Genomic DNA, 26,462 nt, shown 5'->3' with positions numbered 1-26,462 from the left:
CGTCAGGGAGCGCTCAGGTGCGCTCCAGGACCACGGCCACGCCCTGGCCCAACCCCACACAGAGGCTGACCACGGCGTAGCGCAGGTTCTTGCGTTGCAAGGTGCGGCAGGCGGTCAGCGCCAGGCGCGCGCCGGAGGCGCCCAGCGGATGGCCGATGGCGATGGCGCCGCCGTGGGGGTTGACCCGGGAGTCGTCCGCCTCCAGGCCCAGCCCCTTGAGGCAGGCCAGCACCTGCGGGGCGAAGGCCTCGTTGATTTCGATCAGGTCGACCTCGCCCAGCGTCAGGCCGGCGCGTTGCAGCGCCAGCTGGATCGCCGGCTGCGGGCCGATGCCCATGATCCGCGGCTCGACACCGACGCTGGCGCTGGCCAGCACCCGCGCCAGCGGCCGCACGCCGTGGCGCTCGCCGATGGCGCGGTCGCCCAGCAGCAACAGGGCAGCGCCATCGTTGATGCCCGAGGCGTTGCCGGCGGTGACCACGCCTCCCGGGAACAGCGCCGGCAACCCGGCCAGCCTGGCCAGGTCGATGTCGGCGCGGGGATGCTCGTCCCGCTCCACCCGCGTGACCTCGCCCGCGCGGCGCCCGGCAATCTCCACCGGCAGGATTTCGCCCGCGAAGAAGCCCGCCTCCAGCGCCGCCTGGTAGCGCAGCTGCGAGGCCAGGGCGAAGCGGTCCGCGGCCTCGCGAGAAATACCGAACGCGCGGGCGATCTCGTCCCCCGTCTCCGGCATCGAATGGGCGCCGTGCCGCGCCACCAGGCGCGGGTTGGCGAAGCGCGCGCCGATGGTGCTGTCGGCCACCTCCAGGTCACGGCTGAAGGCACGCTGCGCCTTGGCCATGACGAAGGGCGCCCGCGACATGCTCTCGGCGCCGCCGGCCAGGACCAGCCGGCCTTCGCCGCAAGTGATCGCCCGCGCCGCGTCGACCACCGCCGATAGGCCGCTGGCGCACAGGCGGTTGACCGTCTGGCCGGCCACGCGCACGGGAAGCCCGGCCGCCAGCAGGGCGTTACGCGCCAGGTTGCGGCTGTCTTCCCCGGCCTGGTTGGTGCAGCCGAGGATCACCTCATCCAGCGCCTCCAGCGGCAACCCGACGGCTGTCAGCACCGGCATCAGCAGGCCAGCGGCGAGATCGTCCGGGCGCACCGGTGCCAGGGCGCCGCCGTGACGGCCGAAGGGCGTGCGCAGGCCGCCATAGATATAGGCATCGAGCATCAGCGTTCTCCTTGGAAGGGGGCATCGACATGCAGCAGAGACAGGCCCAGCCGCGCGCGGCGGCGCAGCCAGGGGCTGGGGCGGTAGCGCGGGTCACCGCTGAGGGCGTGCAGGCGCTGGAGGATCGACAGCACCCGCGCGGCGCCCAGGTGGTCACCCCAGGCCAGTGGGCCCAGTGGGTAACCCAGGCCCAGGTGCAGGGCCAGGTCGATATCGGCCGGCGTGGCGATGCCCTGCTGGGCGATGTCGCAGGCCAAGTTGACGATGCCGGCCAGGGTGCGCTGGACCACGAAGCCGGCGCTGTCGCGGATCACCGTGACCTTGGCGCCATCGGCCGCGAACAGGGCTCGCGCGGCCTCCAGGCAGTCCGGCCGAGTGACGGGCGTGGACATCAGGCAACGGTGCGAGGCCCGCTCGGCCAGGGCATCGAAGGCCACCACCCGGGTGGGGTCGAGTTCGAGGTGCAACGCCGCCTCGGTGGCATCCAGGCCCAGGGGCGCCAGCAGGCAGAGCGCCCCAGCGGAAGGCCGCTCGCCCTCCTCCAATACCGCGCCCAGGCCTTCCAGCCAGGGGCGCAGAAGCGCAGCGTCGAAGCCTTCGTCCAGGCCCAGCCACACCGGCATCCGTGGCCCATCCAACGCCACGATCGGTGGTTGCTCCACAGCGTCGGGCGGTGGATAGCGATGGAAGCCACGCCCGCTCTTGCGCCCCAGGTGGCCGGCGGCCAGGCGCTGGCGCAGCATGGGGTGCGGACGGTAGCGCGCCTCCTCGTAGTACTGCCGGTAGATGGACTCCATGACCGGCACGCTGACATCCAGGCCCACCAGGTCCATCAGCTCGAAGGGGCCCATGGAAAAGCCCGCGCCATCGCGCAACAAGGCATCCACCTCGGCCGGTGCAGCCACGCCCTCGGCGAGGATGCGCAGCGCCTCGGTGCCATAGGCGCGCCCGGCATGGTTGACCAGGAAGCCCGGCGAGTCCTGCGCCCGCACCGGCTGGTGCCCCAGCCGCCGCACCAGCGCCAGCAGGCGCTCGACCACGCCCTCGTCGGTGGCGAGCCCGGGGATCACCTCCACCAGGCGCATGCGCGGCACCGGGTTGAAGAAGTGCAGCCCGGCCACTCGCCCCGGCGCCTCGCAGGACGCAGCGATGGCGGTGATCGACAGCGACGAGGTGTTGCTGGCGAGAATCGCCTCATCCCCCAGCAGCGCCTCCAGCTGGCGGAACAGCACCTGCTTGGCGGGCAGCTCCTCAACTATCGCCTCCACCACCAGTTGACAGCCGGCCAGGCCCTGCACCCCTTCCACCGGCAGCAGGCCGAGGCGGGCCTGTTCCAGTTGGGCGTCGCTGACCCGGCCCTTGTCCCGCTGCTTCTCCAGCTCGGCAAGGATGCGTTCGCCGGCCTGTGCTGCCGCCTCGGGCCGCATGTCATGCAGCCGCACCTGCAGGCCGGCGCAGGCCGCCAGCTGGGCGATGCCCTGGCCCATGGCGCCACAGCCGACCACGCCGAGGTGGGTGGTCTCGTTCCCGTTCATCGGCCCTGGTACTCCGGCTCGCGCTTGGCGAGGAAGGCGCGCATGCCCTCCTTCTGGTCCTGGCTGTCGAACAGCAGTTGGAAGGCCTGGCGCTCCAGCAGCAGCGCGCTCTCCAGGGGCAGGTCGGCACCATCGCGCACCACCGCCTTGATCTGCGCCACGGCCAGCGCCGGCAGGCGGACGATCTCTTCGGCCAGGGCCAGCGCGCGGGGCAGCGCGTCATCGTCGGCCCGCTCGCTGACCAGGCCCATGGCCAGAGCCTCCTCGGCGCCCACCAGGGCGCCGGTCAGCAGCAGGCGCAGCGCCCGGTACTTGCCCAGCGCCCGCACCAGCCGCTGGGTGCCACCGGCACCGGGCATGATGCCGAGGCGCACCTCGGGCTGGCCGAAGCGCGCCGTGGCGCCGGCGACGATCAGGTCGGCATGCAGCGCCAGCTCGCAGCCCCCACCGAGGGCCAGGCCGTTGACCGCGGCGATCAGCGGCTTGCGGCACTGCGCCAGGGCCTGCCAATAACGCTCCACGCGCCGTTGTTGCACCTGCAGCGGGCCGGCCTCCACCAGCTCCCCCAGGTCGGCGCCGGCGGCGAAGACCGTGGGGCCGCCGCTGATGACGATGGCCCGCACCTCGGGGTCGTCGTCCAGGCCCTGCACGGCGTCGGCCAGGGCACGGCGCAGGGCCATGTCCAGGGCGTTGCGCCGCTCCGGGCGATCCAGCGTCAGCAGGGCGATGCCGGGGCCGGGGTGTTCGAGCCGCAGCGGTGGCGGCGGGCAAAAGCGTTCTTCATGGACCGTCATGACGATCTCCGATCAGTTCTCTGTGCAGGGGAAACGGGGGTGCGTCAGCCGCGCACCACGCCGCGCCGGACGAGGTCGTCGATGCACACGGCATCCAGGCCAAGGCCATCGAGCAGCTCGCGGCTGTGTTCGCCCAGGGCCGGCGGCGGGCTGCGGTACTGCGCCGGGGTGCGCGAGAACTTCACTGGTCGAGGCGATGCCGCGGTAATGGCCCAGCTCCACCAGCATTCCGCGGTGCAGGGTGTGCGGGTGGGCGATCACCTGGTCCACCGTGGCCACTGCGCCACAGGGCACGCCCAGGCGGATCAGCGCCTCGGCCAGGGGCGGGCCGTGGTGCCCGGCCAGGTAGCCTTCCAGCGCGGCCTTGCAGGGCCTCGCGGTGCACCGAGCGGCTGCCGTTGTCGACGAAGCGCGGGTCGTCCAGCAGTGCTTCGGCACCCAGGTGCTCGCAAAGCCGGGCGAACTGGCGGCATGCCCACGGCGAGGAAGATCGGCTCGCCGCCGGTGCGGTAGCTGTCGTAGGGGGCGATATTGGGGTGGGCGTTGCCGCTGCGCGGAGTCACCCGGCCGGAGCCGAAATACGTTGGGCAGGTGCGGGTGCAACAGGGAGATGCCGCAGTCGTAGAGGGTGATGTCCACGGACTGGCCACGCCCGCTGCGCTCGCGCTCGTGCAGCACCAGGAGGATGCCCGCCAGGGCGTTGAGCCCAGTGGGTGATGTCCACCCACCGGCAGGCCCACCCGCAGCGGCCCACCCTGGGCTTCACCGTTCACGCTCATCAGCCCGGCCATGGCCTGGATCAGCCGCGTCGTAACCGGGCAGCCCGCCCAGGGGGCCGTCGGCGCCGAAGCCGGATACCGAGCAATGGATCAGCCTGGGGAAGCGCTCGGCCAGCACCTCGGCATAGCCGATGCCCCAGCGCTCCAGGGTGCCGGGCTTGAAGTTCTCCAGCAGCACGTCGGCGTCTTCCAGCAGGCGCATCAGCAGGTCGAGGCCTTCGGCCTGGCCAAGGTCCACCACCAGGCCCTTCTTGTTGCGGTTGATGCCCCGGAAGTAGGAGGCCGTGTCGCCCTCGAAGGGCGGGCCCCGCCACGGGTCTCGGTCACCGGCCGGCGGTTCCAGCTTGATCACCTCGGCACCGTGGTCGGCCAGGGCCTGGGAGCAGTAAGGGCCGCCCAGCACGCGGCTGAGGTCGATGACCTTGACGCCCTGCAGGGCGCCTCGGGGAGTGCTCGTCGTCAGGTGTCGGTCTCATCGAGCGGGTCAGTGGGGCAGCAGGGTCAGGGCGTCGTCCAGGCTCAGCGGCCCTTCTTCCAGCAGGCGCGGCAGCAGCGCATCGCTCGCCTCCTCGCCGTCCAGTTCCAGCGGGTCGCGAGGCTGCACGCGGTGGCGCAGCACCAGCAGGGCCAGGGCCAGGCGGCGGTGGTCAGGGGCCAGGCGCGAAGCTTCCCAGGCCATGAACACGGCGCTGACGACGTGGTAGAGGGCACTGCCGGCCTGGCGTACCTGCTGGTGGCGGCGCTCTTCGGCGACACGGCGAATGGTGCCCACGGCACGGGCCAGGCAGTCGCACAGCAACTGGTCGGCGGGCGACGGCAAGGCGGCTTCGTCCAGCACGGCCTTGCAGGTGGTGCAGCAGGGGCTCCAGTGCGCCTTCGCGGGTCACCGCGCGGGCGATGTCCAAGGCGACTATGTTGCTGGTTGCCCTCCCAAATGGAGGCCCAGGTGGGCGTCGCGCACCAGCCGCGCATCGCTCCGATTCCTCGATGTAGCCGACGCCGCCGCGCACCTCCATGGCATCACCGGTGACCCGCGGGCATCGCGGCAGGCGCGGAACTTGATCAGCGGGGTGAGGATGCGCACGCACTTCTGCGCCGCCTCATCGCCACCGTCGGCGCGGGGCAGCAGCGTGGCGATCTGCATGTACAGGGAGCGGGCCTGCTCGGCCGGCAGCATCTGCTTGAGCGGGCGCTGCATCAGCGGCATGTCCACCAGGCGCTTGCCGAAGGCCTGGCGGTGGCGGGCGACGAACAGCGCCTCGTTGAGCGCCCGGCATCAGCCCGGCAGCGCGCACGCCGTTGGACAGGCGCGACATGTTGACCATGTCGGCCATCTGCTGGAAGCCGCGCCCCACCTCGCCGATCAGGTAGGCGGTGGCGCCCTCCAAGGACGATCTCGCCGCTGGCCATGGAGCGGGTGCCGAAGCTTGTCCTTCAAGCGCACGATGCGATAGGCGTTGCGGCTGCCGTCCGGCCGGAGCCTGGGCAGCAGGAAACAGCTTGTCCCCGGCCCGCCCTCGGGGGCGTCCTCGGGGCGCGCCAGCACCATGGCCAGGTCCGCGTCCGGGTTGGAGCAGAACCACTTGTCACCGTGCAGCGTCCACTGGCCGCCTTCGAGGCGGGCGCGGGTGCGGGTGCGTGCCACGTCGGAACCGGCAGCCTGCTCGGTCATGAACATGGCGCCCTGGAACAGGGTGTCGAAATCCCGCGAGGCCAGGCTGGGCAGGTAGCGCTCCACCAGCTCGGGGGCGCCGTACTTGCGCAGGGTGCGGGTCAGTGAGTCGGTCATGCTCACCGGGCGGGGCAGCAGAGGCCGAACTCCAGCCTGCACGAAGAGGTAGGTCAACGCGTACTTGATCAAGGGCGGCGGGCCGTCCGCTACATGGCTCATGGAGGCCAGGCCGAGCTCCACGTAGGCGACTCGCTCCAGGGCCACGTAGTCGGGGTGCTTGAGCACTCGCTGCAGGTCCTCGCCACGGCGGGTGCGGCTGGCCAGCACCGGGGGGTCCTCTTGTCGGCCGAGAGCCAGGCGGTGGAACCCGCCACCGGCACGGGCACCCAGCGCCTCAGGCGCGGCAGCCGGGGCGCCAGCACTGCTTCGGGGAGGTACAGGGACAGCAGGCGGGCGAGATCGGGGTCGGCATCGAAGAGGTTCATCCCGCTGCTGTCGGGGATGTTCAGGTCGTCGATGACGGGGCGTTCGAGCAGGGCGTTGATGGCGTCACTCCTTTCTTGTCGTGCGCCGAGACTAGGAAGCCCTTCGATAAGTATCCAATAGAATAAAAAGCCCATACGATAAGAAAAACATATCGTTGAAAGGGGCATCGGATGGACCTCAAGCAGCTTCGCTACTTCATCGCCGTCGCCGAGGAACTGCACTTCGGCCGCGCCGCCGCGCGCCTGTTCATCTCCCAGCCGGCGCTGTCCTTCGACATCAAGAAGCTGGAGGAACAGTTGGGCGTGCAGCTGCTGGTGCGCACCAACAAGTCGGTGAAGCTCACCGCCGCCGGCCAGGTGCTGCTGGACGAGGCCCGTAGCCTGTTGCAGCAGGCCGAGCAGGCACGGCGCCTGACCCTGCGCTCGGCCCAGGGCGCGCTGGGGCGGCTGCGGGTGGGCTTCGTCAGCTCCATGCTCTACCGTGGCCTGCCGGCGGCGGTGCGCCGTTTCGAGGAGGCGCACCCGGGCATGGAGGTGGTGCTGCAGGAGATGAACAGCGCCGAGCAGGCCCTGGCCCTGCAGCGCGGGCAGATCGACATCGGCTTCGTCCATCGCGGCCCGCTGCCGGCCGGGCTGCGCGCCGAGCCGCTGCTGGCCGAGCCCTTCCTCTGCTGCCTGCCGCCGGGCCATCGCCTGGCCGGTGCGGCGAGGCTCGACCTGGGCGAACTGCGCGAGGAGCCCTTCATCCTCTTCCCGCGCCCGGCGGCACCGCACTACCACGACCTGATCATCGCCTGCTGCGTGGCGGCCGGCTTCAGCCCGCAGATCCGCCACGAGGCGCGGCTGTGGCAGACCATCGCCGCCATGGTCGGCCAGGGCATGGGCGTCGCGCTGCTGCCGGAATCCCTCTGCCGCGCCTGGCCCGGCGTGGTCGGCGTACCGCTGAAGCAAGCCGGCGCACAGTCGGAGATCCACGCCCTGTTCAGCGAGGAAAACGCCCCCGAAGCGGCCCATGCCTTCCTTGCCCGGCTGCTGCAGCAACTGCCCGGCGACGATACGGATTCGGTTATCGCGCCATAAGAACAAACGACTATTGATTTACTGCCTGCGCTCCTAGACTCCGGCTCGACTCGAGTCCCAAACCACGCACCAGCCACCCCGCCACGACCTTGCCTGCACCGGCGGGCATACGGCTGGTTCGCCAGATAAAAACAACAAAGAGGTGGAGTCCATGAACCACGCCCTGCACCCGGACGACCGGGAACAGCATCGCAAGGCCCGCAAGGCGGGCATCGCTTCCTTCATCGGCACCACCATCGAGTGGTACGACTTCTACATCTACGGCCTGGCCGCCGCGCTGGTCTTCGGCAAGGTGTTCTTCCCCGCCGACATGGACCCGGGCGTCGCCACCCTGCTGTCCTTCGCCACGCTCTGGTCCGGCTTCATCGCCCGGCCCCTGGGCGGCATCATCTTCGGCCACCTGGGCGACCGCATCGGCCGCAAGACCACCCTGGTGATCACCCTGATCATGATGGGCCTGGCCACCACCGGCATCGGCCTGCTGCCCACCTACGCGCAGATCGGCGTCTGGGCGCCGGTGGCGCTGGTGTTCCTGCGGGTGATCCAGGGCATCGCCGTCGGCGGCGAGTGGGGTGGCGCCATCCTCATCGCCAGCGAGAGCGCGCCCAAGGGCAAGGGCATCCTCTACGCCGCCTTCGCCCAGCAGGGCTCGCCCACTGGCAACCTGCTGGCGACCCTGGCCTTCTTCGCCCTGAGCAGCCTGCCCATGCCGGACTTCCTGCAATGGGGCTGGCGCGTGCCCTTCCTGCTCTCGGCCATGCTGGTGATCATCGGCATGGTGATCCGCCTGACCCTGGAAGAGTCGGCGGATATGCAGCGCCTGATGCGCGAGAAGAAGACCGCCAAGCTGCCGATCCTCGAAGTGCTGCGCAAACACTGGCTGGTGGTGCTGCTCGGCGCGGGCACCCTGCCGGTGATCCACGTTACCTACTTCAAGAGCACCTTCGCCCTGTCCTGGGCCACCAAGACCCTGGGCTACAGCCAGAGCACCTTCCTCAGCATCATCGTCATCGCCCTGATCGTGCAGTTCATCAGCCAGCCCATCGGCGCGCTGCTGACCACCCGCATCGACATGCGCAAGGCAGTGGCGATCATGGTGCTACCGGAGTTCATCCTGATGCCGGCGATGTTCTTCGCCGTGGAAACCAACGTGTATTGGATCGCCGCCGTCGGCATGTGCCTGGCGACCATCCCCCACGCCATGTTCTACGGCGCCATCGGCGGCATCCTGGCCCGCGCCTTCCCCACCCGGGTGCGCTACTCCGGCCTGTCGCTGGCCTATCAGCTGTGCTCGCTGCTGGTGGGCGGCGGCACCCCGCTGCTGGCCCAGTGGATCCTCAACTCCACGGGCAGCATCGTCGGCGTCGCCATCGCCTCGGCGCTCTACGCAGTGGTGTCGCTGGTCTGCACCCTGGCCCTGCTGCGCATCACCGGCCACCGCGCCAGCGAACTCTCCACCGCCGAGCGGGACAACGGCGACCCGGATGCCGAAGCCGAGCCCCGCCGCGACGCCCGCATCGGCCAGACCAACCCGGCCTGACCGCCGCCCCCACGACCCGCGTGCACGCCACGCGGGTTGCACCTGGCACATTCCCTGTAGGGGCGACTTCAGTCGCCAAGCGGTGCGCAGCATCGCCAGCAGCTTCGCGAGCAGAGCTCGCTCCTACGAGGAGGCACGCGCCAGCCAAGTAGCCCGGGCTTCAGCCCGGGACCGCACGCCCCATCCGCCGCTCATGCTCGATCAGCCAGCGCTTGCGCCACAGCCCGCCGCCGTAGCCGGTGAGGGAACCGTCGGAGCCGATGATGCGGTGGCAGGGGATGACGATGGCGATCTGGTTGGTGCCATTGGCACGGGCCACGGCGCGCACCGACGAGGGCGAGCCGATGGCGCGGGCCAGGTCGGCGTAGCTGCAGGTGATGCCGAAGGGGATCTCGCGCAGGGCCTGCCACACGCTGCGGGTGAAGGCCGAGGCGCCCATGGCCAGCGGCGTGGCGAAGACCACCGGCTCGCCGGCGAAATAGCGCGAAAGCTCCGCCTCGATCTGGTCGATGGGGGCGAAGCGGCCGAAGCCGATGCTGGTGCCGGTGAGTTTCTGCAGGTTCTTCAATTCGTTGGCCAGGGCCGGCCGGTCGAAGAACTCCAGCAGGTGCAGGGATTGCGCATCCGCCACCGCCAGCATCACGCCCAGGGGCGTTTCCAGCCAGTCGGCCTTGAGCAGCTCGCGCCCGCGCAGTTGCGACGGCGGCTCGCCCAGCAGGCGGGTGAAGGCGCTGCGGAAACCACTGTCGGAATCGAAGCTGGCGGTCACCTGGGCGTCCACCACCCGCGCCCCGGCGGAGAGCTGGGCCAGGCCGTGGCCGATGCGGCGCAGGCGGGCCATCTCCAGGAAGGTCACGCCGAAGTGGCGTTTGAAGGCACGGCGCACCGTGGACGGGTCGTGGCCGAGGGCGACCAGGTCGCCCTCCAGCCAACGCCGCTCCTGGTCCTGCTCCAGCAGCGCGATCAGCTCCTTGACCAGCGGCTCCTGGGCGCCCACCTGGTCCAGCGGGCGGCAGCGCAGGCAGGGACGGAAGCCCGCCTCGACACAGGCCTTGATGCTGCCGAAGAACACCGAGTTCTCCCGCTTGGGCTTGCGCGCAGCGCAGGTCAGGCGGCAGAACACCCCGGTGCTCTTGACCCCGACGAAGGCGAAGCCCTCATAGGCCGGGTCGCGCTCCAGCAGCGCCTGGTACAGGGTCTCGTCATCGGGTAGCGAATCGAACAGCGGGGCATCCATGGCCGGCTCCGGAACCGTGGGAAAAAGAGCGCCCACTTTATGCCAGGAAACCGACCTTTGCCGCCTCGGATCGGGCGTCTATTCCGCCGGGCGGGCGAGCACGGTACCCGCCCTCCCCGGCGCGGCCGTCAGGCCTCTTCGAAGTGCAGTTCCGGCGGCTGGCGACGGAAGCCGCCGGTGAGCCAGGCGAGGTAGATCACGCCGATGGCCAGCCAGGACAGGCCGAGGATGATGGCCAGGTGGTCGAGGCTGATCATCAGCCACAGGGTGGAGACCATGCCGATCAGCGGGCACACCACGAACAGCAGCGCCTCGCGCGGGCCGCGCTGATCGCTGCGCAGCCAGTAGTGGAAGATCACCGACAGGTTCACCAGGCTGAAGGCCAGGAAGGCGCCGAAGTTGATGAAGGAGGTGGAGGTGGTCACGTCCATCTCCAGTGCCAGCAGGGCCACCACGCCGCACAGCACGATGCTGCCCACCGGGGTGCCGAAGCGCTCGCTGAGGCGGCCGAACAGGGATTGCGGCAGCACGCCGTCGCGGCCCATGGCGAACAGCAGGCGCGAGGCGCTGGCCTGGGCGGAGAGGCCCGAGGTGAACTGACCGACGATCAGGCCGATGAGGAACACCGAGACGAACACATCACCGCCGATGTTGCGGGCGATCTCGTAGGCCGCCGAGTCCGCGCTCTGGAACTCGATGGAGGGGTGCGCCAGCTGTACGAAGTAGGAGGTGGCGATGAAGATCAGGCCGCCGACCAGGGTGATCAGCAGGATCGCCTTGGGGATGGTGCGGCTCGGGTCACGGGTCTCTTCGGTGAGGGTGCTCACCGCGTCGAAGCCGAGGAAGGAGTAGCAGGCGATGGCCGCGCCGCTCATCACCAGCGGCAGGTTGAGCCCCTCGCCGACGAAGGGCGCCAGGGACCACAGCGGCTTGCTGGCATCGCCCAGCACGTAGTGCACGCAGAGCGCGACGAAGGCCAGCAGCACCAGGAACTGCACCAGCATCAGCGCGCCGTTGATGTTCTTCGCCAGCTTCAGGCCGACCACGTTGATGGCCGTGGTGACGCCGATGAAGGCCAGCACCCAGACCGCCTGGGGCACACCGGGGAAGGCCGAATGCAGGTAGGCCGCGCCGATCAGCCAGATGGCCATGGGCAGGAACAGGTAGTCCAGCAGCACCGCCCAGCCGGCGAGGAAGCCCAGCTTGGGGCTGATGGATTTGCGCACGTAGGTGTAGGCCGAGCCGGCCACCGGGAAGGCCGCGGCCATCCGTGCATAGCTAAGCGCGGTGAACAGCATGGCCAGTGAAGCGGCCACGTAGGCGGCGGGAACCAGGCCCTGGGTGACGTCGGCGAGGATGCCGAAGGTGCCGAGGACGATGATCGGGGTCATGTACGCGATGCCGAACAGCACCACGGACCCCAGCGACAGGGTGCGCTGAAGACGAGCCATTACTGCTACTCCGAATTGTTGGTTGTTATGGCAGAGCCGAAGTCGGCGAAGGTGAAGCGACCGCCCAATGCAGGCGGCAATGCGGGCGCATCGGGGGCGCCCGTCAAATCAGGGTCAGGGAATCAGCAGCTCGCGGCGGCCGTCGGCGTGCTCGCGCATCTCGCCCGGCAGCACCATGCGCCGGTCGTCGAGGTAGCGGTAATCGCTGCGGGCGGCGGCGAGCTGGGCCAGGTCCAGCTCGATGACCTGCCGGCACGCCTCGCGCCCGGCTTCCAGCAGCAGGTGGCCGAAGGGGTCGACCACGGCGCTGCCACCGGCGAACACCAGCCCGCCGTCGCCCTCGCCCACGCGGTTCACCATCACGGCGAAGGCCTGGTTCTCCATGGCGCGGCCCATGATCGCGGTGCGGTGGGTGGGGCCGTAGGGGTCCATGTTGCCGTTGGTGACGATGATCAGCTCGACGCCGAGCTGGCCAAGGGCGCGGGCGCTCTCGGGGAACTCGATGTCGAAGCAGATCAGCAGGCCCACGCGCACGCCCTTGTACAGGCAGGTGGCGTAGCGGTCGCCGGGGGTGAAGATGCCGCGGTCGGAGGCCCAGAGGTGGGTCTTGCGGTACTTCAGGGCGATGCCTTCGGGGGTGATCAGCAGGGTGGTGTTGTAGTAGGTGCCGGCGTCGTTCTCGGCGATGCCGATGGCCACGGCGACGTCGCGCTCGCGGGCGGCGCGCTGCACGGCCTGGACGGTGGGGCCGTCCAGCGGCTCGGCGACGGCGGCGATGTTCTCGCGGGCGGGGAAGCCCATCAGGTGGGTTTCCGGGAACACCACCAGATCGGTGTCGGCGGCGCAGGCGGCGATGGCTTCCAGGGCGCGGGCGAGGTTGTAGGCGGTATCGCCGTCACGACCGGCCAGCTGGACGAGTTCGACCTTCATGGGGACTCCTGATTCTTGTCTTGGCACGAGACCTGATTGCGCAAACCGGTCAGAATGCGCGCTGCGTCGGTCCCGGGTGTTCCCGAAGTATGGAACCGCCGACGCTTCCGGTGAAATTACGCCCGCGTGGTAACCCATCAGGGGTAGAAGCATGACGTTGAGCCTTCAGGACATCGCCTGGCACCGCTCGGTGGGGCAACTGATCGAAGCCATGGACGCCCCGGGCTTCTGGGTCGCCCTGGTGCGCACCCTCGGCCAGTACGTGCCCCACGACAGCTGGGTGGCGCTGCTGTTCAGCGAGGGCCGGCCCCAGGTGTTCGCCGAATGCCCGGGCGAGGACGGCGAGCCGGACCTGCTGTTCCGGGACTACCTGGACGGCCTCTACCTGCTCGACCCCTTCTACATCCACAGCCGCGAAAGCAACCGTGGCGGCCTGCTGCGCCTGGCCGACGTGGCGCCGGAGTGTTTCGAGCAGACCGACTACTACCAGCGCTACCACCGCCTCAACGTGGTGGCCGACGAGTTGCAGTTCAACGTGACGCTGGAGGGCGGCCGCACCCTGTGCCTGTCCCTCGGCTCACGCCAGGCCTTCACCCCCGAGCAGATCGCCCTGCTGAGCCTGGTGGAACCCTGGGTGACGGCGCTGATGCGCCAGCGCCTGGCCTTCGAGCGCGAACTGCTGACCCGCGCGCCGCAACCGGCGCCGAACTGGGAAGTGCAGCTGGAGCAGGTGGGCCAGCAGGTGGAAAGCGCCCTCACCGCCCGCGAACTGGAAGTCGCCCGGCTGATGCTCAGCGGCTGCTCCAGCAAGGAAGTGGCGCGCAAGCTGGCCATCTCGGCGGAGACGGTGAAGGTCCACCGCAAGCACATCTACGCCAAGCTCGGGATCAAGTCGCAGTCGGAGCTGTTCTCGCTGTTTCTCAAGGCGCAGCGGGGGTAGGCCGCGAGGGCGTAGGGAGCGCTGCGGCCCCTGGGGGGAAATTCGCTGGCGATCAGCCCCGGCGCTCCTACCTTTCGCGGTTGAAACCGCTCCCATAAAAAGCGCCGACGCCCCTTGCCGGGCGTAGGGTGGACCACGCTTCACCGGTCCACCGTCGGAGCCACCGGCAACACCGCTGGTGGACGTGAAAAGCGACGTCCACCCTTGTATCTCGACTAACTACCCCTTCAGGGGTAATAGTTCCCGACTGATCATCGGGGGAGGGGCTGGAAGTCGTGTCCACCCTTAGGCCCTGAGCCTGCGACGTAGATAGTGCTCCGCCCCTCCACACTCACTCGAACAGCCCGAACGGTATCTTGAGCCCAGAGCTCGCATTCACAAGGTTGGGCCGGGTGCAGTGATGATCGTGTCTGAAAAGATCAGGAGGAGCTCACATGCCCAGTGTCATTGGTATCGACATTGCCAAGCACACGTTCGATATCGCCACCCTGCAGGCGAACGGCAAGTACCGCACCAAGGCCAAGTTGGCCAACAGCGAGGCGGGCTTTCGCACGCTGCAGGAGTGGCTGAACAAGCACAGCGAGGCGGGTGCCTGGGTCGTGATGGAAGCCACCGGCATCCACCATGAAGCCCTGGCCGAATGGCTGCTGGAGCAGAACTATCGGGTCTGCGTCCTCAACCCTGCGCAGATCGCTCACTACGCCCGCAGTCAGCTGCAGCGCGTGAAAACTGACAAGGTCGACGCCAAGCTGATCGCCGAATACGGCGAGCGCCACCAAGACGAGCTACGGCCCTGGCAGCCTGAACCTCGCGCCATACGGCGCCTGAAAGCACTGATGCGGCGCCTGGCGGATCTGCAGGAAATCCAGCAGATGGAGAGCAATCGCCTGGAGGTGGCCGATACCAGCGTGCAGGAGTCGATCCGCTCAGTGTTGCGGCACATCGAGCAACAGATCGAGGAAACCCTCAAGGCCATCAACGACCACATCGACAATGACCCGGATCTGCGTGGCAAACGTGATCTGTTGACCAGCATCGATGGCATCGCGGACAAGACAGCCGCCCTGATCCTGGCGGAGCTGGGCGACCCTCATCGCTTCACCAGCAGTCGCGCGATTACCGCCTTTGCCGGGCTCAACCCGCGTTTGCAGGAGTCTGGTAAGTACCGGGGGCAGACCCGCATTTCCAAGATGGGCTCATCGCGGCTGCGTGCTGGGCTGTACATGCCTGCCGTTTGCGCCCTGCAGCACAACGGGGCGATCAAAGCGATGAGAGAACGCCTCAGAGCCAAGGGCAAGACCGGCATGCAGATCATCTGCGCAGCGATGCGTAAGCTGCTGAACATCGCTTATGGCGTCTTGAAATCGGGCCAGCCGTACGACGTAAAACTGGCCCTTGCTCACTAGGGATCAAGACGGTATCTACTCGGCTACCGACATCGTGCCGTGTGAGAGTGAGTTCATTCGCGGAGCGCTTTGCGATTGGAGCCGCTCCCAAAGGGAGCGGGCAAGGCCCCCGTAGGATGGGATGAGCTCGGCGAATCCCATGCGGTTGGCACGGGCCACCCGGGCTGAAGCCCGGGCTACGGGCCTTTAGCGGAGTTTTTCCAGCATCTGGTAGTACCACATGCCCACGGCGAGCATGGGGTTGCCGAACACGTCGCCCATGGGAACCTTGATGTGCGAGCAGTCGGCGAAGGTGTCGTAGTGGCCGAGGCTGCCGGTCATGGCCTGGGCCATGATCTCGCCCATGATGTGGGTGGTGGCGATGCCGTGGCCGGAGTAGCCCTGGCAGTACCAGACGTTGGGCGAGAGCTTGCCCAGCTGCGGGATGCGGTTGATGACGATGCCCATGGCGCAGCTCCACTGGTAGTCGATCTCGATGCCCTTGAGCGCCGGGAAGGTGCGTTCGATGGCCGGGCGCAGCTCGCCGGCGATGTCCCGCGAGTCACGCCCCGAGTAGTTGGCGCCGCCGCCCAGCAGCAGGCGCTTGTCGGCGGTGAGGCGGTAGTAGTCGAGCACGAAGCGGCAGTCGTAGACGGCCAGGTCCTGGGGGTTGATGCGCTCCGCCAGCTCGCCCAGCGGGCGGGTGGTGACGATGCCGCCCATGGCCGGGAAGATCATGCCCTTGAGTTTCTTCGGCTCCAGCTTGTGGTACACGTCGCCGGCCAGCAGCACCTGGCGGGCGTTGATGCGGCCCTGGGCGGTGACCACCGCCGGGCGCTCGCCGTGGACGATCTCCAGCACCTCGGAATGCTCGAAGATCATCGCCCCCAGGCTCTCTGCCGCACGGGCTTCGCCGATGCACAGGTTGAGCGGGTGCAGGTGCATGTTGCGGGTGTTCTTCAGCGCGCCCAGGTACAGGTCGCTTTCCAGGTGCTGGCGCACGCCGGCGGCGTCGAGCAGGGTCACGTCGTCGCCCATGCCGCGGCGCTGGGCCTCCTCGAAGGATTCGCGCAGCTCGTCGATATGGGCCGGCTTCATCGCCGCGTGCAGGTGGCCGTGCTTGAGGTCGCAGGCGATGCCGTACTTCTCCACCCGGTTCTTGATGATCGCGTGGCCGCGCCAGCGCAGGTGCCAGATGAAGTCATCCACCTCCTCGCCCAGGCGCTTGCGCATCTGCTTGCGCATGGCGGCGTCGCCCGAGAGGCTGCCGGTGACCTGGCCGCCGTTGCGCCCGGTGGCGCCCCAGCCGATCTTCTTCGCTTCCACCAGGGCGACCTTGAGGCCGCGCTCGGCCAACTCGACGGCGGTGGCGACGCCGGTGAAGCCGCCGCCGATGATCACCACGTCAGCCTCCACCGTACCCTGCAGGGTGGGGTAGTCGGTCTCGGAATTGAGGGTGGCGGTGTAGTAGGAGGCGCAGCGCTCGGCGCTGGGCGTGGTCTTCAATGCGACATTCATTTCGGTTCCTGCGAGGCCCTCGGGGGCCTTCTCTGTACGAATTCGGTTTTCCTGCTCGAGGCAGCACAACAGCCATCGCCCCGCACACGCAGGGGCGGCTTGGCCGGGCATCAGGCCTGGTTGAGGTACCAGCGCCAGTCCTGCTCGCCCACTTCGGCCATGAACTGGCGGTACTCGGCGCGCTTCACCGCGAGGTAGACGCCGAGGAACTCCGGCCCTAGGGCCTCGCGCGCCCAGCTGGAGTTCTCCAGGGCCTGCAACGCGGTGAGCCAATCGGTGGGCAGCAACTCCTTGGCCTGTGCATAACCGTTGCCTTCCACCGGCTCGCCCGGGTCGATCTCGTCGCGGATGCCGCGGTGGATGGCGGCGAGGATGGCGGCCGCCGCCAGGTAGGGGTTGGCGTCGGCGCCGCAGATGCGGTGTTCGATGTGGCGGGTGTAGGCCGGGCCGCCGGGCACGCGCAGGCTGACGGTGCGGTTATCCACACCCCAGGTGGGCGCCAGGGGCGCGTAGCTGTTGGCCTGGAAGCGGCGGTAGGAGTTGGCGTTGGGGCAAAACAGCAGCAGCGAATCCAGCAGGGAGGCGAGCATGCCACCCACGGCCAGTCGCAGTTGCGGGGTGCCGGCCGGGTCTTCGCTGGCGAACAGGTTGCGGCCTTGCGCATCGGCCAGGCTGACGTGCATGTGCATGCCGGTGCCGGCCAGGTGATCGAAGGGCTTGGCCATGAAGCAGGCCTGCATGCCGTGGGCGTTGGCCACGCCCTTGACCAGGCGCTTGTAGCGCACGGCCTGGTCCATGGCCTCCAGCGCGTCGCCGTGTTCCAGGGTGATTTCAACCTGGCCCGGCGCGTATTCGGAAATGGCGGTACGGGCGGGAATGCCCTGGGCCTTGCAGGCCGCATAGAGGTCGGCGAGGAAGGGCTCGATCTGCTCCAGCTCGCGCAGGCCATAGACCTGGGTGGTGCGCGGGCGGCGGCCGTCACCATCCAGTGCCGGTTGCGGGCGGCCCTGGGCATCGGGCTTCTGGTCCAGCAGGTAGAACTCCAGCTCGCAGGCCATCACCGGGTGGAAGCCATCGGCCTTGAGCCGCTCGATCACCTCGATCAACACATGGCGCGGGTCGGCGATGGCGGCGGGAATGCCTTCGCTCGGGTGCATGCTGACCTGCACGGCGGCGGTGGGCATGCGGCGCCAGGGCATGCGCACCAGGCTGCCGGCCAGCGGGTAGGCGCGGCAGTCGATGTCGCCCACGTCCCAGACCAGGCCGGAGTTCTCCACATCGTCGCCATTGAGGGTGAGGCCGAGGATGGTGCTCGGCAGCGGCCGGCCGCTCTGGTACACGGCGAGCAACTCATCGCGGTGCAGCAGCTTGCCCCGTGGTACGCCGTTGGCGTCGAGGATGAACAGCTCGAAGGCGTCGATATCGGGGTTCTGGTCGAGAAAGTCTCGGGCTTCCTGCTCTGTGGCGAATTTCATCTGGCTCTCTTCAGCGCCGCGACGGGCGCAGGTGATGATCCCGGGCAAGGCCATGCAAACACTGTGCAGCCGTGCGTTCGGGAACGGATCGTCATCAAGGTAGGCCAGTTTCCGCAGCGGGAACCGGCCGGCGATCAGAAGGGAGCAGCGTCCGGCGGGCGCGCGTGGCGGCAGTGCCAGAGGGCCCAGAAGGCCAGTTCGAGGGGAAGGGAGACGCTGGGTTGCCCCGGCCACCGGCGCTCGCACCGCCGCCCGCGCCCCGCCGGTGCGGCGAGGGGCTCGGGTGGTGCAATCAGTGACGGGGGAAAACCCATTGTGGGGCGCCTGGATATGGAATGGCACGAGCCTCGCACGCCGCCAAGGGTGCTTAAAATCCAGTTTTTCCTATCTATTGTTCAGCCGGCGCTAAACAAAGAGCGAAGAGGGTGCGCACGACCTGTAGGGGCGAATTCATTCGCCCGGGGCCGCAGAGCGGCCCTTTCCACAGTCTGGGCTCGCTCTGCTCTTGTGGGAGCGGTTTCAACCGCGATGGCACTAGGCACAGGCCCGATCGCGAATGAATTCGCTCCTACAGACAAGCATCCAGCCTCAATCGTCGTCCTGCGCGCCCTTCATGGATTCATAGACTTCCACGGCATCGATCTGCAGCTCATCGGCCAGTTCCAGCACGCGGGCCACATCCTGCTTGTAGACCAGCACGGCCTGGAGGATGTCGTCTTCCATCGGGTCGCTGAAGCCCACCAGCACATAACCACCCTTCTCCGGGTAGAGGGCGCTGAGCTGCACCTGGATGCGGTGCATGGCGCGCAGCGGGTCGACCTTCTTCAGCTGCTTGGGCTGGATATTGAAGGTCACCTCCGGGCCGAAGGAATCGATGATCTGCTGCAGCAGGTCCGGGTAGTCGTCGGCGTGGAAGAGCACGGTTTCCGGCAGGCTGCCGACCACCACCCACTCGCCCAGGGGAATGGTGAAGCTGTCGTCGTAGTTGATGTCCGGGTTGGCGGCGAGGAAGGCTTCGGGATCGGCGAAGGCTTGGCTGGCTTCGTCGGCGATCGTGTCGATTTCTTCTGCCGACATGCAGCCCGAGCTGATTTTGGTGATGAGTTCGATCAGCTGCGTTTTCATCTGGAAAGGGTCCTGCGGGTGGGAAAGGCGTGAAGGATATAGGCAAGTCGCCCAGCCGGCCATGCGCCCCCGGCTCGTCGCGCCCACAAAAAAGCCCGTCGCGGGGACGGGCTCTTGTGCAACAGGCACGGATCAGGCGCGCAGCTTGCCGCTCCAGTCCATCAGGCTGCGCCACAGGCACACGCCGACGAAGTAGGCCGAGGACAGGCCCCAGAGCGCGACCATCATGGATTTCAGGTCGGGGTACTGGATGATCAGGAACATGCTGCTGAGCATCCACACGAAGGTCACGGTGATGTTCAGCGGCATCAGCTTGCGCACGCGGAAGGGGTGCAGGAACTTCAGCTTGGTCAGGGTCAGCGCAGCCAGCACGCAGATGATCGCGAAGCTCGCCACCGGCGGCAGGTCGATGAGGTAGAGGTACAGCGCTACCACGTTCCAGGCGGCGGGGAAGCCGACGAAGTAGTTGTCGCTGCTCTTCATGTTCAGGTTGCAGAAGCAGAACAGCGACGACACCAGGATCAGGCTCACGGTGGGCAGCACGGTGTAGTCCGGCAGCGGCACGTAGCGGTAGATGAAGAGCGCGGGGATGAACACGTAGGTCAGGTAGTCGATGACCAGGTCGAGGGTCGAGCCATCGAAGTTCGGCAGCATGGTGCTGGTCTGGACCTTGCGCGCGAAGCTGCCGTCCAGGCCGTCTACCAGCAGGGCCGCGCCGAGCCAAAGCAGGCAGTCGCGGGGCTGGTTGTCGAAGAGGGCGAGGATGGCCATCAGCGCCAGCACCACTCCGGTGGCGGTGACGCCATGTGCAGACCAGGCCTTGGCTTTGTTGACCGTATTGATTTGTGTGGACACGTGGGTCTCTGTTCCGCTGAGTAGGTGGCGATAGTCCGTAGACAACTGGAATTTCTTACGCGTTCATCGGGCGATGCCGACGAAGATGCGCACAATGCCGAAAATCTTACTCTCTGCGCTACTAATTCGCTGCTAGGTCATTCACAGGGACCCACAAATTCTTCCGACCGGCGCCCTGCTCCGCCCACTCGGGAGGCTCTGCGACGGGCGCTGCACCGGGCGCCGCCGCTTATCGGTCAACGGCCATCCTGCGCGGCTTGCATCGGCTGCCAGCACGCTGCACCCTAGCGACCTTTTCCACGGCTCCCGCTACCGGCATGAACCAGCCCCCCGATCCTTCGCGCTGCCCGCTCTGCGGCCAGGCCAACGACTGTGCCGAGGAAGCCGCCAGCGGCCAGCCCTGCTGGTGCTTCAGCACGCCGATCGCCCCCGAAGCCCTGCGTCGCATCCCGCTGGACGCCCAGGGCAAGGCCTGCCTCTGCCCCCGCTGCGCCCGCCTGCTGCCCCCCGAAGAACCCACCTGATGCGCCTCGACCGCCTGCTCGGCAACCTCCCCGACCTCAACCGCCAGGCCGCGCGCCTGCAACTGGCCACGGGGCGCGTGCGGGTCAACGGTGCCGTGGTCACCAACGGCAGCCTCGAAGTGCGGGTGTTCGACCGCGTTACCCTCGACGAGCGCGAAGTACAGCCCGGCAAGCCGGCGCGCTACTTCATGCTGCACAAGCCGGCCGGCTGGGTCAGCGCCACCGAGCACCCCGAACACCCCACGGTGCTCGACCTGCTGGACGAGCCCGACAAGCATGAGCTGCACCTGGCCGGGCGCCTCGACCTCACCACCACCGGCCTGTTGCTGATCACCAACGACGGCCTCTGGTCACGCCGCCTCACCCTGCCACAGACCAAGCAGCCCAAGGTCTACACCGTGGAAACCGAACAGGTGATCAACCCGGCCTGCATCGAGACCTTCGCCCGTGGTCTCTACTTCGCCTACGAGGACCTCACCACCCTCCCCGCGCAGTTGGAGATCCTCGCCCCTCGCACCGCCCGGCTGACCCTGCACGAAGGCCGCTACCACCAGGTCAAGCGCATGTTCGGCCACTTTCAGAACAAGGTGCTGCGCCTGCACCGCGAAAGCATGGGCGAGCTGCACCTCGACCCGGCCCTGCAGCCCGGCCAGTACCGCGCCCTGAGCGCGGACGAGATCGAGCTCTTCTAAGGGACCGACGGCCGGCGCCTAATCGACTGCAACTTCTCCCCTTCCCTCTCCTCTGAGGAACATCGGAGATGACCATCCGGTGGCAAGGCGCGAAACAGAGCGGCAGCCTTTTCTTCATCACCCGACGGGCTGCACGGAAAAAGTGCTGATTCGCGCTTGCGGGGGTAACTGACCTCTGCTTGAATCCAAACCGAAGGTCAGAGTGTGACCCATGAGTCACCACAACCTTCCAAGCGATCCGCAACACCCCGGCGCTCACCCGCCGACATAGGTTTCCTGCCTGGTCAAAGCGCAGCTCCGGCCCCTCCAAGGGCGCTGGATGCCCTGCTCTTTTTCGACCTAAGTTACTGAAAAATAAATAAATTCCAATAAAAACCGCCTGACATTCTCTTGTCATCTCCAGGCGTTTATCTGACTGCCCGAATGCTCCGCGAACGAGGCCTGCCTCGTCCGCACGACCCACTTGCGCCAGGAGGAAACGACATGAGGCCACAGACCCAGGTCGTCACGATCGACAGGAAGTACAAGGTACACACGGAGTTCTACGGCAACCCTCAAGCCAGCCGCACCATCATTCTGGTCAACGGCTCGCTGGCTACCACGGCCTCGTTCGCGCAGACGGTGAAATACCTGCAACCGCAGTTCAACGTGGTGCTCTACGACCAGCCCTACGCCGGCCGGTCCAAGCCCCACAACGACCACAGCCGGCCGATCACCAAGGAAACCGAGGCGGAAATCCTCCTCGAGCTCATCGAGCACTACCAGGCGGACTACCTTTCGTCCTTCTCCTGGGGGGGCGTCGCCGCCCTGCTCGCCCTCGGCCAGAGCCCGGCGCGCATCAGGAAGGCGGTGATCAACTCCTTCTCGCCGATCCTCAACGAGCCGATGCTCGATTACATGAAAAACGGCATGAACTACCTGCAGGCAGTGGACCGCGAGAACGTCGGCACGCTGGTCAACGACACCATCGGCCGCTACCTGCCGACGCTGTTCAAGCGCTTCAACCACAAGCACGTCGCCAACCTCGACGAGCACGAATACCGGCAGATGCACTTCCACATCCGCCAGGTGCTGTCCCTGGACGCCAACTGCTACGTGGACTGCCTCAAGGCCGTGGACATCCCGCTGCTGTTCGTCAACGGCGAGCACGACGTCTACACATCTCCCAAGGATGCCCAATTGTTCGCCGAGCACGTGCGCGACTGCCAGTTCGCCACCATCCGCAACGCAGGCCACTTCATCGACATCGAACACAAGGCCGGCTGGCTGCAGACCCAGCAAGTGATGCTCGGCTTCCTCGACACGCCCGCCAGCACCCAGCAACCGCGCCACCTGCAGCCACTGCCGACCCAGGCGATGGCCGTCTGACCACCCGACGCAGGCCCCCGCAACGGGGGCGTCCATACCACGCCGCCAGGTAGCAGGCGTGCATTAAGTGCATGATCGGGCTTCATTTTGGCCAAGGCTTCTGGTAAAAAGGCGGCCTTGAAAGCGGGCGTCGTATAATGGCATTACCTGAGCTTCCCAAGCTCATGACGAGGGTTCGATTCCCTTCGCCCGCTCCAGACATAGAAAGGCCCGCAGTCTCGTCGAGAAGCGGGCCTTTTCATTTGGTGACAGTTTTGGTGACAGCTACCACGTCGGTAAACCGCAGCATCAGGTTGCCCTTACCGGACAGGTGTTCCCCCAACTTCAGAAGGGAAGTGGGAGTTAACAGCTCGCGGCGTATTTAAACAGCCGAGAAATAGCCTAGCCACGGGGCCCCGATATGACATGCGAAACGAGGGCAAAAGCGCCGTTGGCTATTCCTTCCGCCCTCAAACCCGGCTAGTCAGTACACCTGCACACGCCACAGCTCCCGCGAACGTGATTGTTCGGACATGGGCAGCCGCCCATGCAAGGTTCTCCAGTTATCAATGATCAGCAGATCACCTGCCTGCCATTCGTGAGCCAGGATGCAGCGGGGGTCGTAGACGAGGCCGTTGAGCGAGGCGATGATTTTTTCACTGTCCTCTGTCGGCAATGTGCCGATGGAGGCGGTAAATCGCTGCAAAATCGACTCGCTGCCTTCTTGATACCGGAAGATGTCCTCTCCTGTATGCGGATGCGGCATCACCAACGGGTAAGTGCGTGGAGCCCCACCAAAGTAGGTCATGGGAGTGTTGTAGGTGACGTAGGTAGACCGCCAGCGCTTGACTGCCTGCGGGCCGGCGATCTCCATGACTGTCCGTCCATCAACAACTGTGGTGTGCCCTTCGCCAGGTTGTGGCGGTATTTTGCAATACAACATGAAATGCGAAGCCGCAAACCATTCGTTTTCCCTCACCTGCTCATGGTCCAATGGGAGCATGCTCAAATCCCAATGGAGCGGCGTCTTTTCCAACGAATGAACGAAGCCATCAGGCTTCTCGGCGGGCTTGACTATATGAACAGCCCCGAACTTCCAATAGTAGATCTGCCCAAAACCCGCGCAGTAGCTGGTAAGTTCGCTCTGCTGCGGAAAATCGACATCACGTATGCACACAAAACCGAACTGGCTCATCAGGATTTGCAGCAGCTGAGTTGGTAGGTACTCCAGCCCGTCTTTTCCCACCCCTGATATCTCCATGCCAAAACCAGGGTATTTCAGTACCCGGTACTGAAAGCCGAGGCACTGCTCATTCTCCACCTCCAAGTAGAGCCAGGGCTGCTCGTCCAAAGTGACAAGGGCATGGCGAGCCTTGTCCACGCTAGCGTGGCCGATAAGTTCGAGTTTCCCAACGAGAGACAGGACAGGGACGGCATGCCAAGGTTGCGTGACCCGGGTGGCACCCGGGACGAAGCCAAAGGTGAATTTCGGCCCGGCATTGTCGTACTGATGGACCGAAAGCCGGATGTGATCAGGGAAATGCCGATCGATAAGAGTGTTGAGTCCCATCCCCCGCCGCATCATCCGAGCAGCGCGCTCGGCGACATCCGATAGATAATCGTCTTCGCTCTGGTCTGGGCGGCGGCATAAGCGAATGTCGTTGTACAGGTAGCTGCATAGCTTGTCGTGTGTATTGGCCAAAACAGCAGAACGGTAGATCGGCTCGGTGGCACCGCCAGCCCGCTCCAGCGCTGCACGCACATCACCGTCGGATCGAGCATTGGGCAACAAGGCTTGCAGCTCCTGCCAGGCGATGGATGGCGAAGGGCACAGAGATCGCAGGCGCTTGTTATAACGCTGGCGGACATCGTCCGGCACCTCGACGATGTCGTTGAAGCTGATGCCATCACTGAGAATGGTAACCCTGCAACCCGGCGCATATTGGTCCGTTACGGCCTTGGCGAGAGAGTCGAGTTGCCGTAGAGCCATTACTTCACCGAAGTCGGGTTCCGTCCCAAAGCACTTGTCTATGTGGTTGGGAGACTTGCATGGAAAGCCCGGCAACAGGAATTGCAAGGGCTCCGAAGCAGCGATCAGTCGGGCGATTTGCCGCCTCAGATGATCACGGCCTTGAGTATCGAAAAGGTCCCCGTCGGCTTTAACCAAAAAGAGCTCTACTGCATCGATGATGGCATCGATGTCATAGGGGGAGTTAAGTGCCGTAAGTCCTCCCGCCAGTTGTGACAGTTCGCTAGCAAATTTCTCCCATACTGGAAAGTCCTCCAGTCTCCACACACTTGCGATCAAGGCATCGCTTTTCTCAGGAGCCCAGCACAACTCATCTACCCCGTAACGCCCCAAGAGTACGGTGACACGGTAGTTGGCTGCGCAGTGCACAAATACATGTTCATCGACATGAGCCCTCAATGCCGCACGCATCAATTGGTATTCGTCCACCATCGGCTTGTTGAAATCCATGGGATAGTGGTGATAGGTCATTCCCAGAGAGGAGACCAACCCCGGCTCGTCTTCGATGGAATAGCGCGGGTCGTAGGGCGCCATATTGATAATGACCTTCACGCCCGCCGAGTGCAGCCACTTGATCTGCTCAGCATTGGGCTGGCCGCCACTCCAAAGGCGCGAGTTTATTTTTCGGAAGTTCATGATATTGGACATGCTTCAATTCCCTGAAGATCGATTGTTATAGCGAGGGGTTTAATCAGACTGAGCTGTACCAGAAAGTAAGCCCTGCAAATCACATAGGCGTTAAATGCGCCGAATCAGTGTTTCTGATGTCATGAGCCCGAATGGGGTCAGTGGCTGATGTAATGCGATGGCCGTCCTGCGGAAAAAACCAATCGGTTGGTACGTTCGTCAACGTTACTGCGGCTTTCAAGAAAGTAGGCACCATCTCGATGTACCGCGACCGAGTGCCAAGGTGTCCTCCATATGTCGCGTCCAGGGATCAGTCGAATGCCGATCTTGCTGGAGCAACGGAATTGGGGATGGATGGATAACCGAACCGCATGGGGAAATTTGGCATTGAGCAGGTCACCCCAGGCTTCACTTCGCTGAATCACGCGATACGCCGCACTCCGGGCCATACGCTGAATCTGATTTTTGCTCAGATGCTCCATTGATGGCAGCCCGGAATAGTCTTCGGACAGGAATCGGGTTATGCCGCGGTACAGGGAGGCAAACTCGTCCTCCTCTTTGACGCGCTGTTTCAGCACGAAGAAGGATGCACCATATTGCATGATCAGCTCTTCACGCATGATGCTGAGACACTTCAGGTTTGGATAGGTATCGGTCAGATCGTACATTGAAAAGATGCTGGGATAACGTGACTGACAATACTCGTTGACGGCTTGGGTGTAGTCTTTAACGTGCTCATCTGGAATCTTGACCACATCGGAGAATACATAGCCGTCTGAGCAGATGTGCACTTTCGCGCCTTTTGGATGAATTGCGCGAATTTCTTCGCAGAGTTGATGTAGCTGGTCGATAAAATGCTGCTCTGCCAAATCAGGCAGATGGCTTAATGTCTTCTTGCGGTTCGGAGACTTGCCAGGAAAGGCCGGCAAGACCATTTCAACTGGAATATCCGACTGTAGCGAATGCAAGACTCTGGCGAGGTGAGGCTTCACCTCAGAGATTGATGTGCTGCTGTCGTCATTGACGATATCGGAACGATCAATCACGCAACGCCTCTCGAAAATTGTGCCGAGAACTGCCAATGCCATATCCCATTGTGCGGACGTAGCTTGATTGGCGATCTGTTCATTTGCCTGCTCCTGCATAGCACTCATGGTTTCCTCCAGTTACTGGCGTATTGCATCACCCCGGTATGGGAAATGGACAACCGTCCGCTTGTGCGGCCA

23 protein-coding genes, 1 tRNA gene and 2 pseudogenes are annotated in these 26,462 nt (G+C 65.8%); 8 read left to right on the top strand and 18 right to left on the bottom strand.

Annotation, left to right across the window (positions count from 1 at the left end):
- Positions 1-13: 13 nt before the first annotated feature.
- The 9 genes and pseudogenes from ACXI0U_RS04000 to ACXI0U_RS03960 form a co-directional block, all read right to left on the bottom strand.
- Positions 14-1,216, bottom strand: coding sequence for a 3-oxoadipyl-CoA thiolase (locus ACXI0U_RS04000; protein WP_479549795.1), 1,203 nt, complete (start codon positions 1,214-1,216; stop codon positions 14-16).
- Entirely contained in the window at positions 1,216-2,751 is a 1,536-nt protein-coding gene (locus tag ACXI0U_RS03995) for a 3-hydroxyacyl-CoA dehydrogenase (RefSeq protein WP_479549794.1), read from the bottom strand. Before ACXI0U_RS03995 ends, ACXI0U_RS04000 begins: the two co-directional genes overlap by 1 nt.
- Entirely contained in the window at positions 2,748-3,545 is a 798-nt protein-coding gene (locus ACXI0U_RS03990) for an enoyl-CoA hydratase-related protein (protein ID WP_479549793.1), read from the bottom strand. The genes ACXI0U_RS03995 and ACXI0U_RS03990 overlap by 4 nt, the downstream gene beginning before the upstream one ends.
- 44 nt (positions 3,546-3,589) lie before the next feature.
- Positions 3,590-3,730: a hypothetical protein gene (locus ACXI0U_RS03985; RefSeq protein ID WP_479550036.1), complete on the bottom strand. Its 141-nt coding sequence runs from the start codon at positions 3,728-3,730 to the stop codon at positions 3,590-3,592.
- Between the two features lie 76 nt (positions 3,731-3,806).
- Positions 3,807-4,223: pseudogene (locus ACXI0U_RS03980) on the bottom strand (CoA transferase); the annotation flags it as partial.
- A 222-nt stretch (positions 4,224-4,445) separates the two neighbouring features.
- Positions 4,446-4,727: pseudogene (locus ACXI0U_RS03975) on the bottom strand (CoA transferase); the annotation flags it as partial.
- 81 nt (positions 4,728-4,808) lie between these two features.
- Entirely contained in the window at positions 4,809-5,144 is a 336-nt protein-coding gene (locus ACXI0U_RS03970; protein ID WP_479549792.1) for a hypothetical protein, read from the bottom strand.
- Positions 5,145-5,234: 90 nt separating this feature from the next.
- Positions 5,235-5,537: a hypothetical protein gene (locus ACXI0U_RS03965; RefSeq protein ID WP_479549791.1), complete on the bottom strand. Its 303-nt coding sequence runs from the start codon at positions 5,535-5,537 to the stop codon at positions 5,235-5,237.
- Positions 5,538-5,687: 150 nt separating this feature from the next.
- A complete protein-coding gene (locus tag ACXI0U_RS03960) occupies positions 5,688-6,353 on the bottom strand; it encodes an acyl-CoA dehydrogenase family protein (protein WP_479550024.1) in 666 nt (221 codons plus the stop codon).
- Positions 6,354-6,652: 299 nt separating this feature from the next.
- Here ACXI0U_RS03960 and ACXI0U_RS03955 point away from each other — a divergent pair, with 299 nt between their 5' ends.
- Positions 6,653-7,561: a LysR substrate-binding domain-containing protein gene (locus ACXI0U_RS03955; RefSeq protein ID WP_423498450.1), complete on the top strand. Its 909-nt coding sequence runs from the start codon at positions 6,653-6,655 to the stop codon at positions 7,559-7,561.
- A 151-nt stretch (positions 7,562-7,712) separates the two neighbouring features.
- A complete protein-coding gene (locus ACXI0U_RS03950; protein WP_374980110.1) occupies positions 7,713-9,101 on the top strand; it encodes an MFS transporter in 1,389 nt (462 codons plus the stop codon).
- Between the two features lie 160 nt (positions 9,102-9,261).
- Here the strand turns inward: ACXI0U_RS03950 and ACXI0U_RS03945 are convergent, their stop codons facing one another.
- The 3 genes from ACXI0U_RS03945 to ACXI0U_RS03935 form a co-directional block, all read right to left on the bottom strand.
- Complete coding sequence (locus tag ACXI0U_RS03945; protein WP_021216995.1) at positions 9,262-10,338, bottom strand: bifunctional transcriptional activator/DNA repair enzyme AdaA; 1,077 nt, start codon at positions 10,336-10,338, stop codon at positions 9,262-9,264.
- A gap of 128 nt (positions 10,339-10,466) precedes the next feature.
- Positions 10,467-11,789, bottom strand: coding sequence for an APC family permease (locus ACXI0U_RS03940; RefSeq protein WP_479549790.1), 1,323 nt, complete (start codon positions 11,787-11,789; stop codon positions 10,467-10,469).
- Between the two features lie 114 nt (positions 11,790-11,903).
- Complete coding sequence (locus tag ACXI0U_RS03935; protein ID WP_479549789.1) at positions 11,904-12,719, bottom strand: carbon-nitrogen hydrolase family protein; 816 nt, start codon at positions 12,717-12,719, stop codon at positions 11,904-11,906.
- Positions 12,720-12,870: 151 nt separating this feature from the next.
- Between ACXI0U_RS03935 and ACXI0U_RS03930 the strand changes: the two genes are divergently transcribed.
- Together ACXI0U_RS03930 and ACXI0U_RS03925 are read left to right on the top strand one after the other, a co-directional pair.
- Entirely contained in the window at positions 12,871-13,659 is a 789-nt protein-coding gene (locus tag ACXI0U_RS03930) for a helix-turn-helix transcriptional regulator (protein ID WP_479549788.1), read from the top strand.
- A gap of 434 nt (positions 13,660-14,093) precedes the next feature.
- Positions 14,094-15,065 (top strand): IS110 family RNA-guided transposase, encoded by a 972-nt coding sequence (locus ACXI0U_RS03925; RefSeq protein WP_350446189.1) that lies wholly within the window; start codon positions 14,094-14,096, stop codon positions 15,063-15,065.
- 186 nt (positions 15,066-15,251) lie between these two features.
- On the opposite strand, the gene ACXI0U_RS03920 is transcribed toward ACXI0U_RS03925, so the two are convergent.
- From ACXI0U_RS03920 to pcsA, 4 genes are all read right to left on the bottom strand, one after another.
- Positions 15,252-16,562, bottom strand: a complete 1,311-nt coding sequence (locus tag ACXI0U_RS03920; protein WP_265167848.1) for an NAD(P)/FAD-dependent oxidoreductase — start codon at positions 16,560-16,562, stop codon at positions 15,252-15,254.
- A 110-nt stretch (positions 16,563-16,672) separates the two neighbouring features.
- The gene (locus ACXI0U_RS03915; protein ID WP_431483735.1) at positions 16,673-18,037 is read right to left on the bottom strand and encodes a glutamine synthetase family protein; all 1,365 of its coding nucleotides are present in this window, start codon (positions 18,035-18,037) and stop codon (positions 16,673-16,675) included.
- A gap of 588 nt (positions 18,038-18,625) precedes the next feature.
- Positions 18,626-19,162: a hypothetical protein gene (locus tag ACXI0U_RS03910; RefSeq protein ID WP_043246146.1), complete on the bottom strand. Its 537-nt coding sequence runs from the start codon at positions 19,160-19,162 to the stop codon at positions 18,626-18,628.
- A gap of 132 nt (positions 19,163-19,294) precedes the next feature.
- Entirely contained in the window at positions 19,295-20,017 is a 723-nt protein-coding gene (pcsA, locus tag ACXI0U_RS03905) for a phosphatidylcholine synthase (protein ID WP_021216986.1), read from the bottom strand.
- Positions 20,018-20,334: 317 nt separating this feature from the next.
- Between pcsA and ACXI0U_RS03900 the strand changes: the two genes are divergently transcribed.
- From ACXI0U_RS03900 to ACXI0U_RS03885, 4 genes are all read left to right on the top strand, one after another.
- Positions 20,335-20,541: a cysteine-rich CWC family protein gene (locus tag ACXI0U_RS03900; protein ID WP_184491969.1), complete on the top strand. Its 207-nt coding sequence runs from the start codon at positions 20,335-20,337 to the stop codon at positions 20,539-20,541.
- Positions 20,541-21,233: a pseudouridine synthase gene (locus tag ACXI0U_RS03895; RefSeq protein ID WP_431483734.1), complete on the top strand. Its 693-nt coding sequence runs from the start codon at positions 20,541-20,543 to the stop codon at positions 21,231-21,233. Before ACXI0U_RS03900 ends, ACXI0U_RS03895 begins: the two co-directional genes overlap by 1 nt.
- A 483-nt stretch (positions 21,234-21,716) precedes the next feature.
- On the top strand, positions 21,717-22,601 hold the full coding sequence (locus tag ACXI0U_RS03890; RefSeq protein ID WP_431483733.1) for an alpha/beta fold hydrolase: 885 nt from the start codon (positions 21,717-21,719) through the stop codon (positions 22,599-22,601).
- A gap of 123 nt (positions 22,602-22,724) precedes the next feature.
- Positions 22,725-22,798, top strand: a tRNA-Gly gene (locus ACXI0U_RS03885).
- A 266-nt stretch (positions 22,799-23,064) separates the two neighbouring features.
- On the opposite strand, the gene ACXI0U_RS03880 is transcribed toward ACXI0U_RS03885, so the two are convergent.
- Positions 23,065-25,257 (bottom strand): L-tyrosine/L-tryptophan isonitrile synthase family protein, encoded by a 2,193-nt coding sequence (locus tag ACXI0U_RS03880; RefSeq protein WP_431483690.1) that lies wholly within the window; start codon positions 25,255-25,257, stop codon positions 23,065-23,067.
- Between the two features lie 137 nt (positions 25,258-25,394).
- Positions 25,395-26,390, bottom strand: a complete 996-nt coding sequence (locus ACXI0U_RS03875) for an L-tyrosine/L-tryptophan isonitrile synthase family protein (RefSeq protein WP_431483689.1) — start codon at positions 26,388-26,390, stop codon at positions 25,395-25,397.
- Positions 26,391-26,462: the final 72 nt, after the last annotated feature.

It is taken from the genome of Pseudomonas sp. C9D1, from assembly GCF_056491235.1.
Note: the sequence above shows the minus strand (reverse complement) of the source record. Positions and strands in the feature narration are given on the sequence as shown.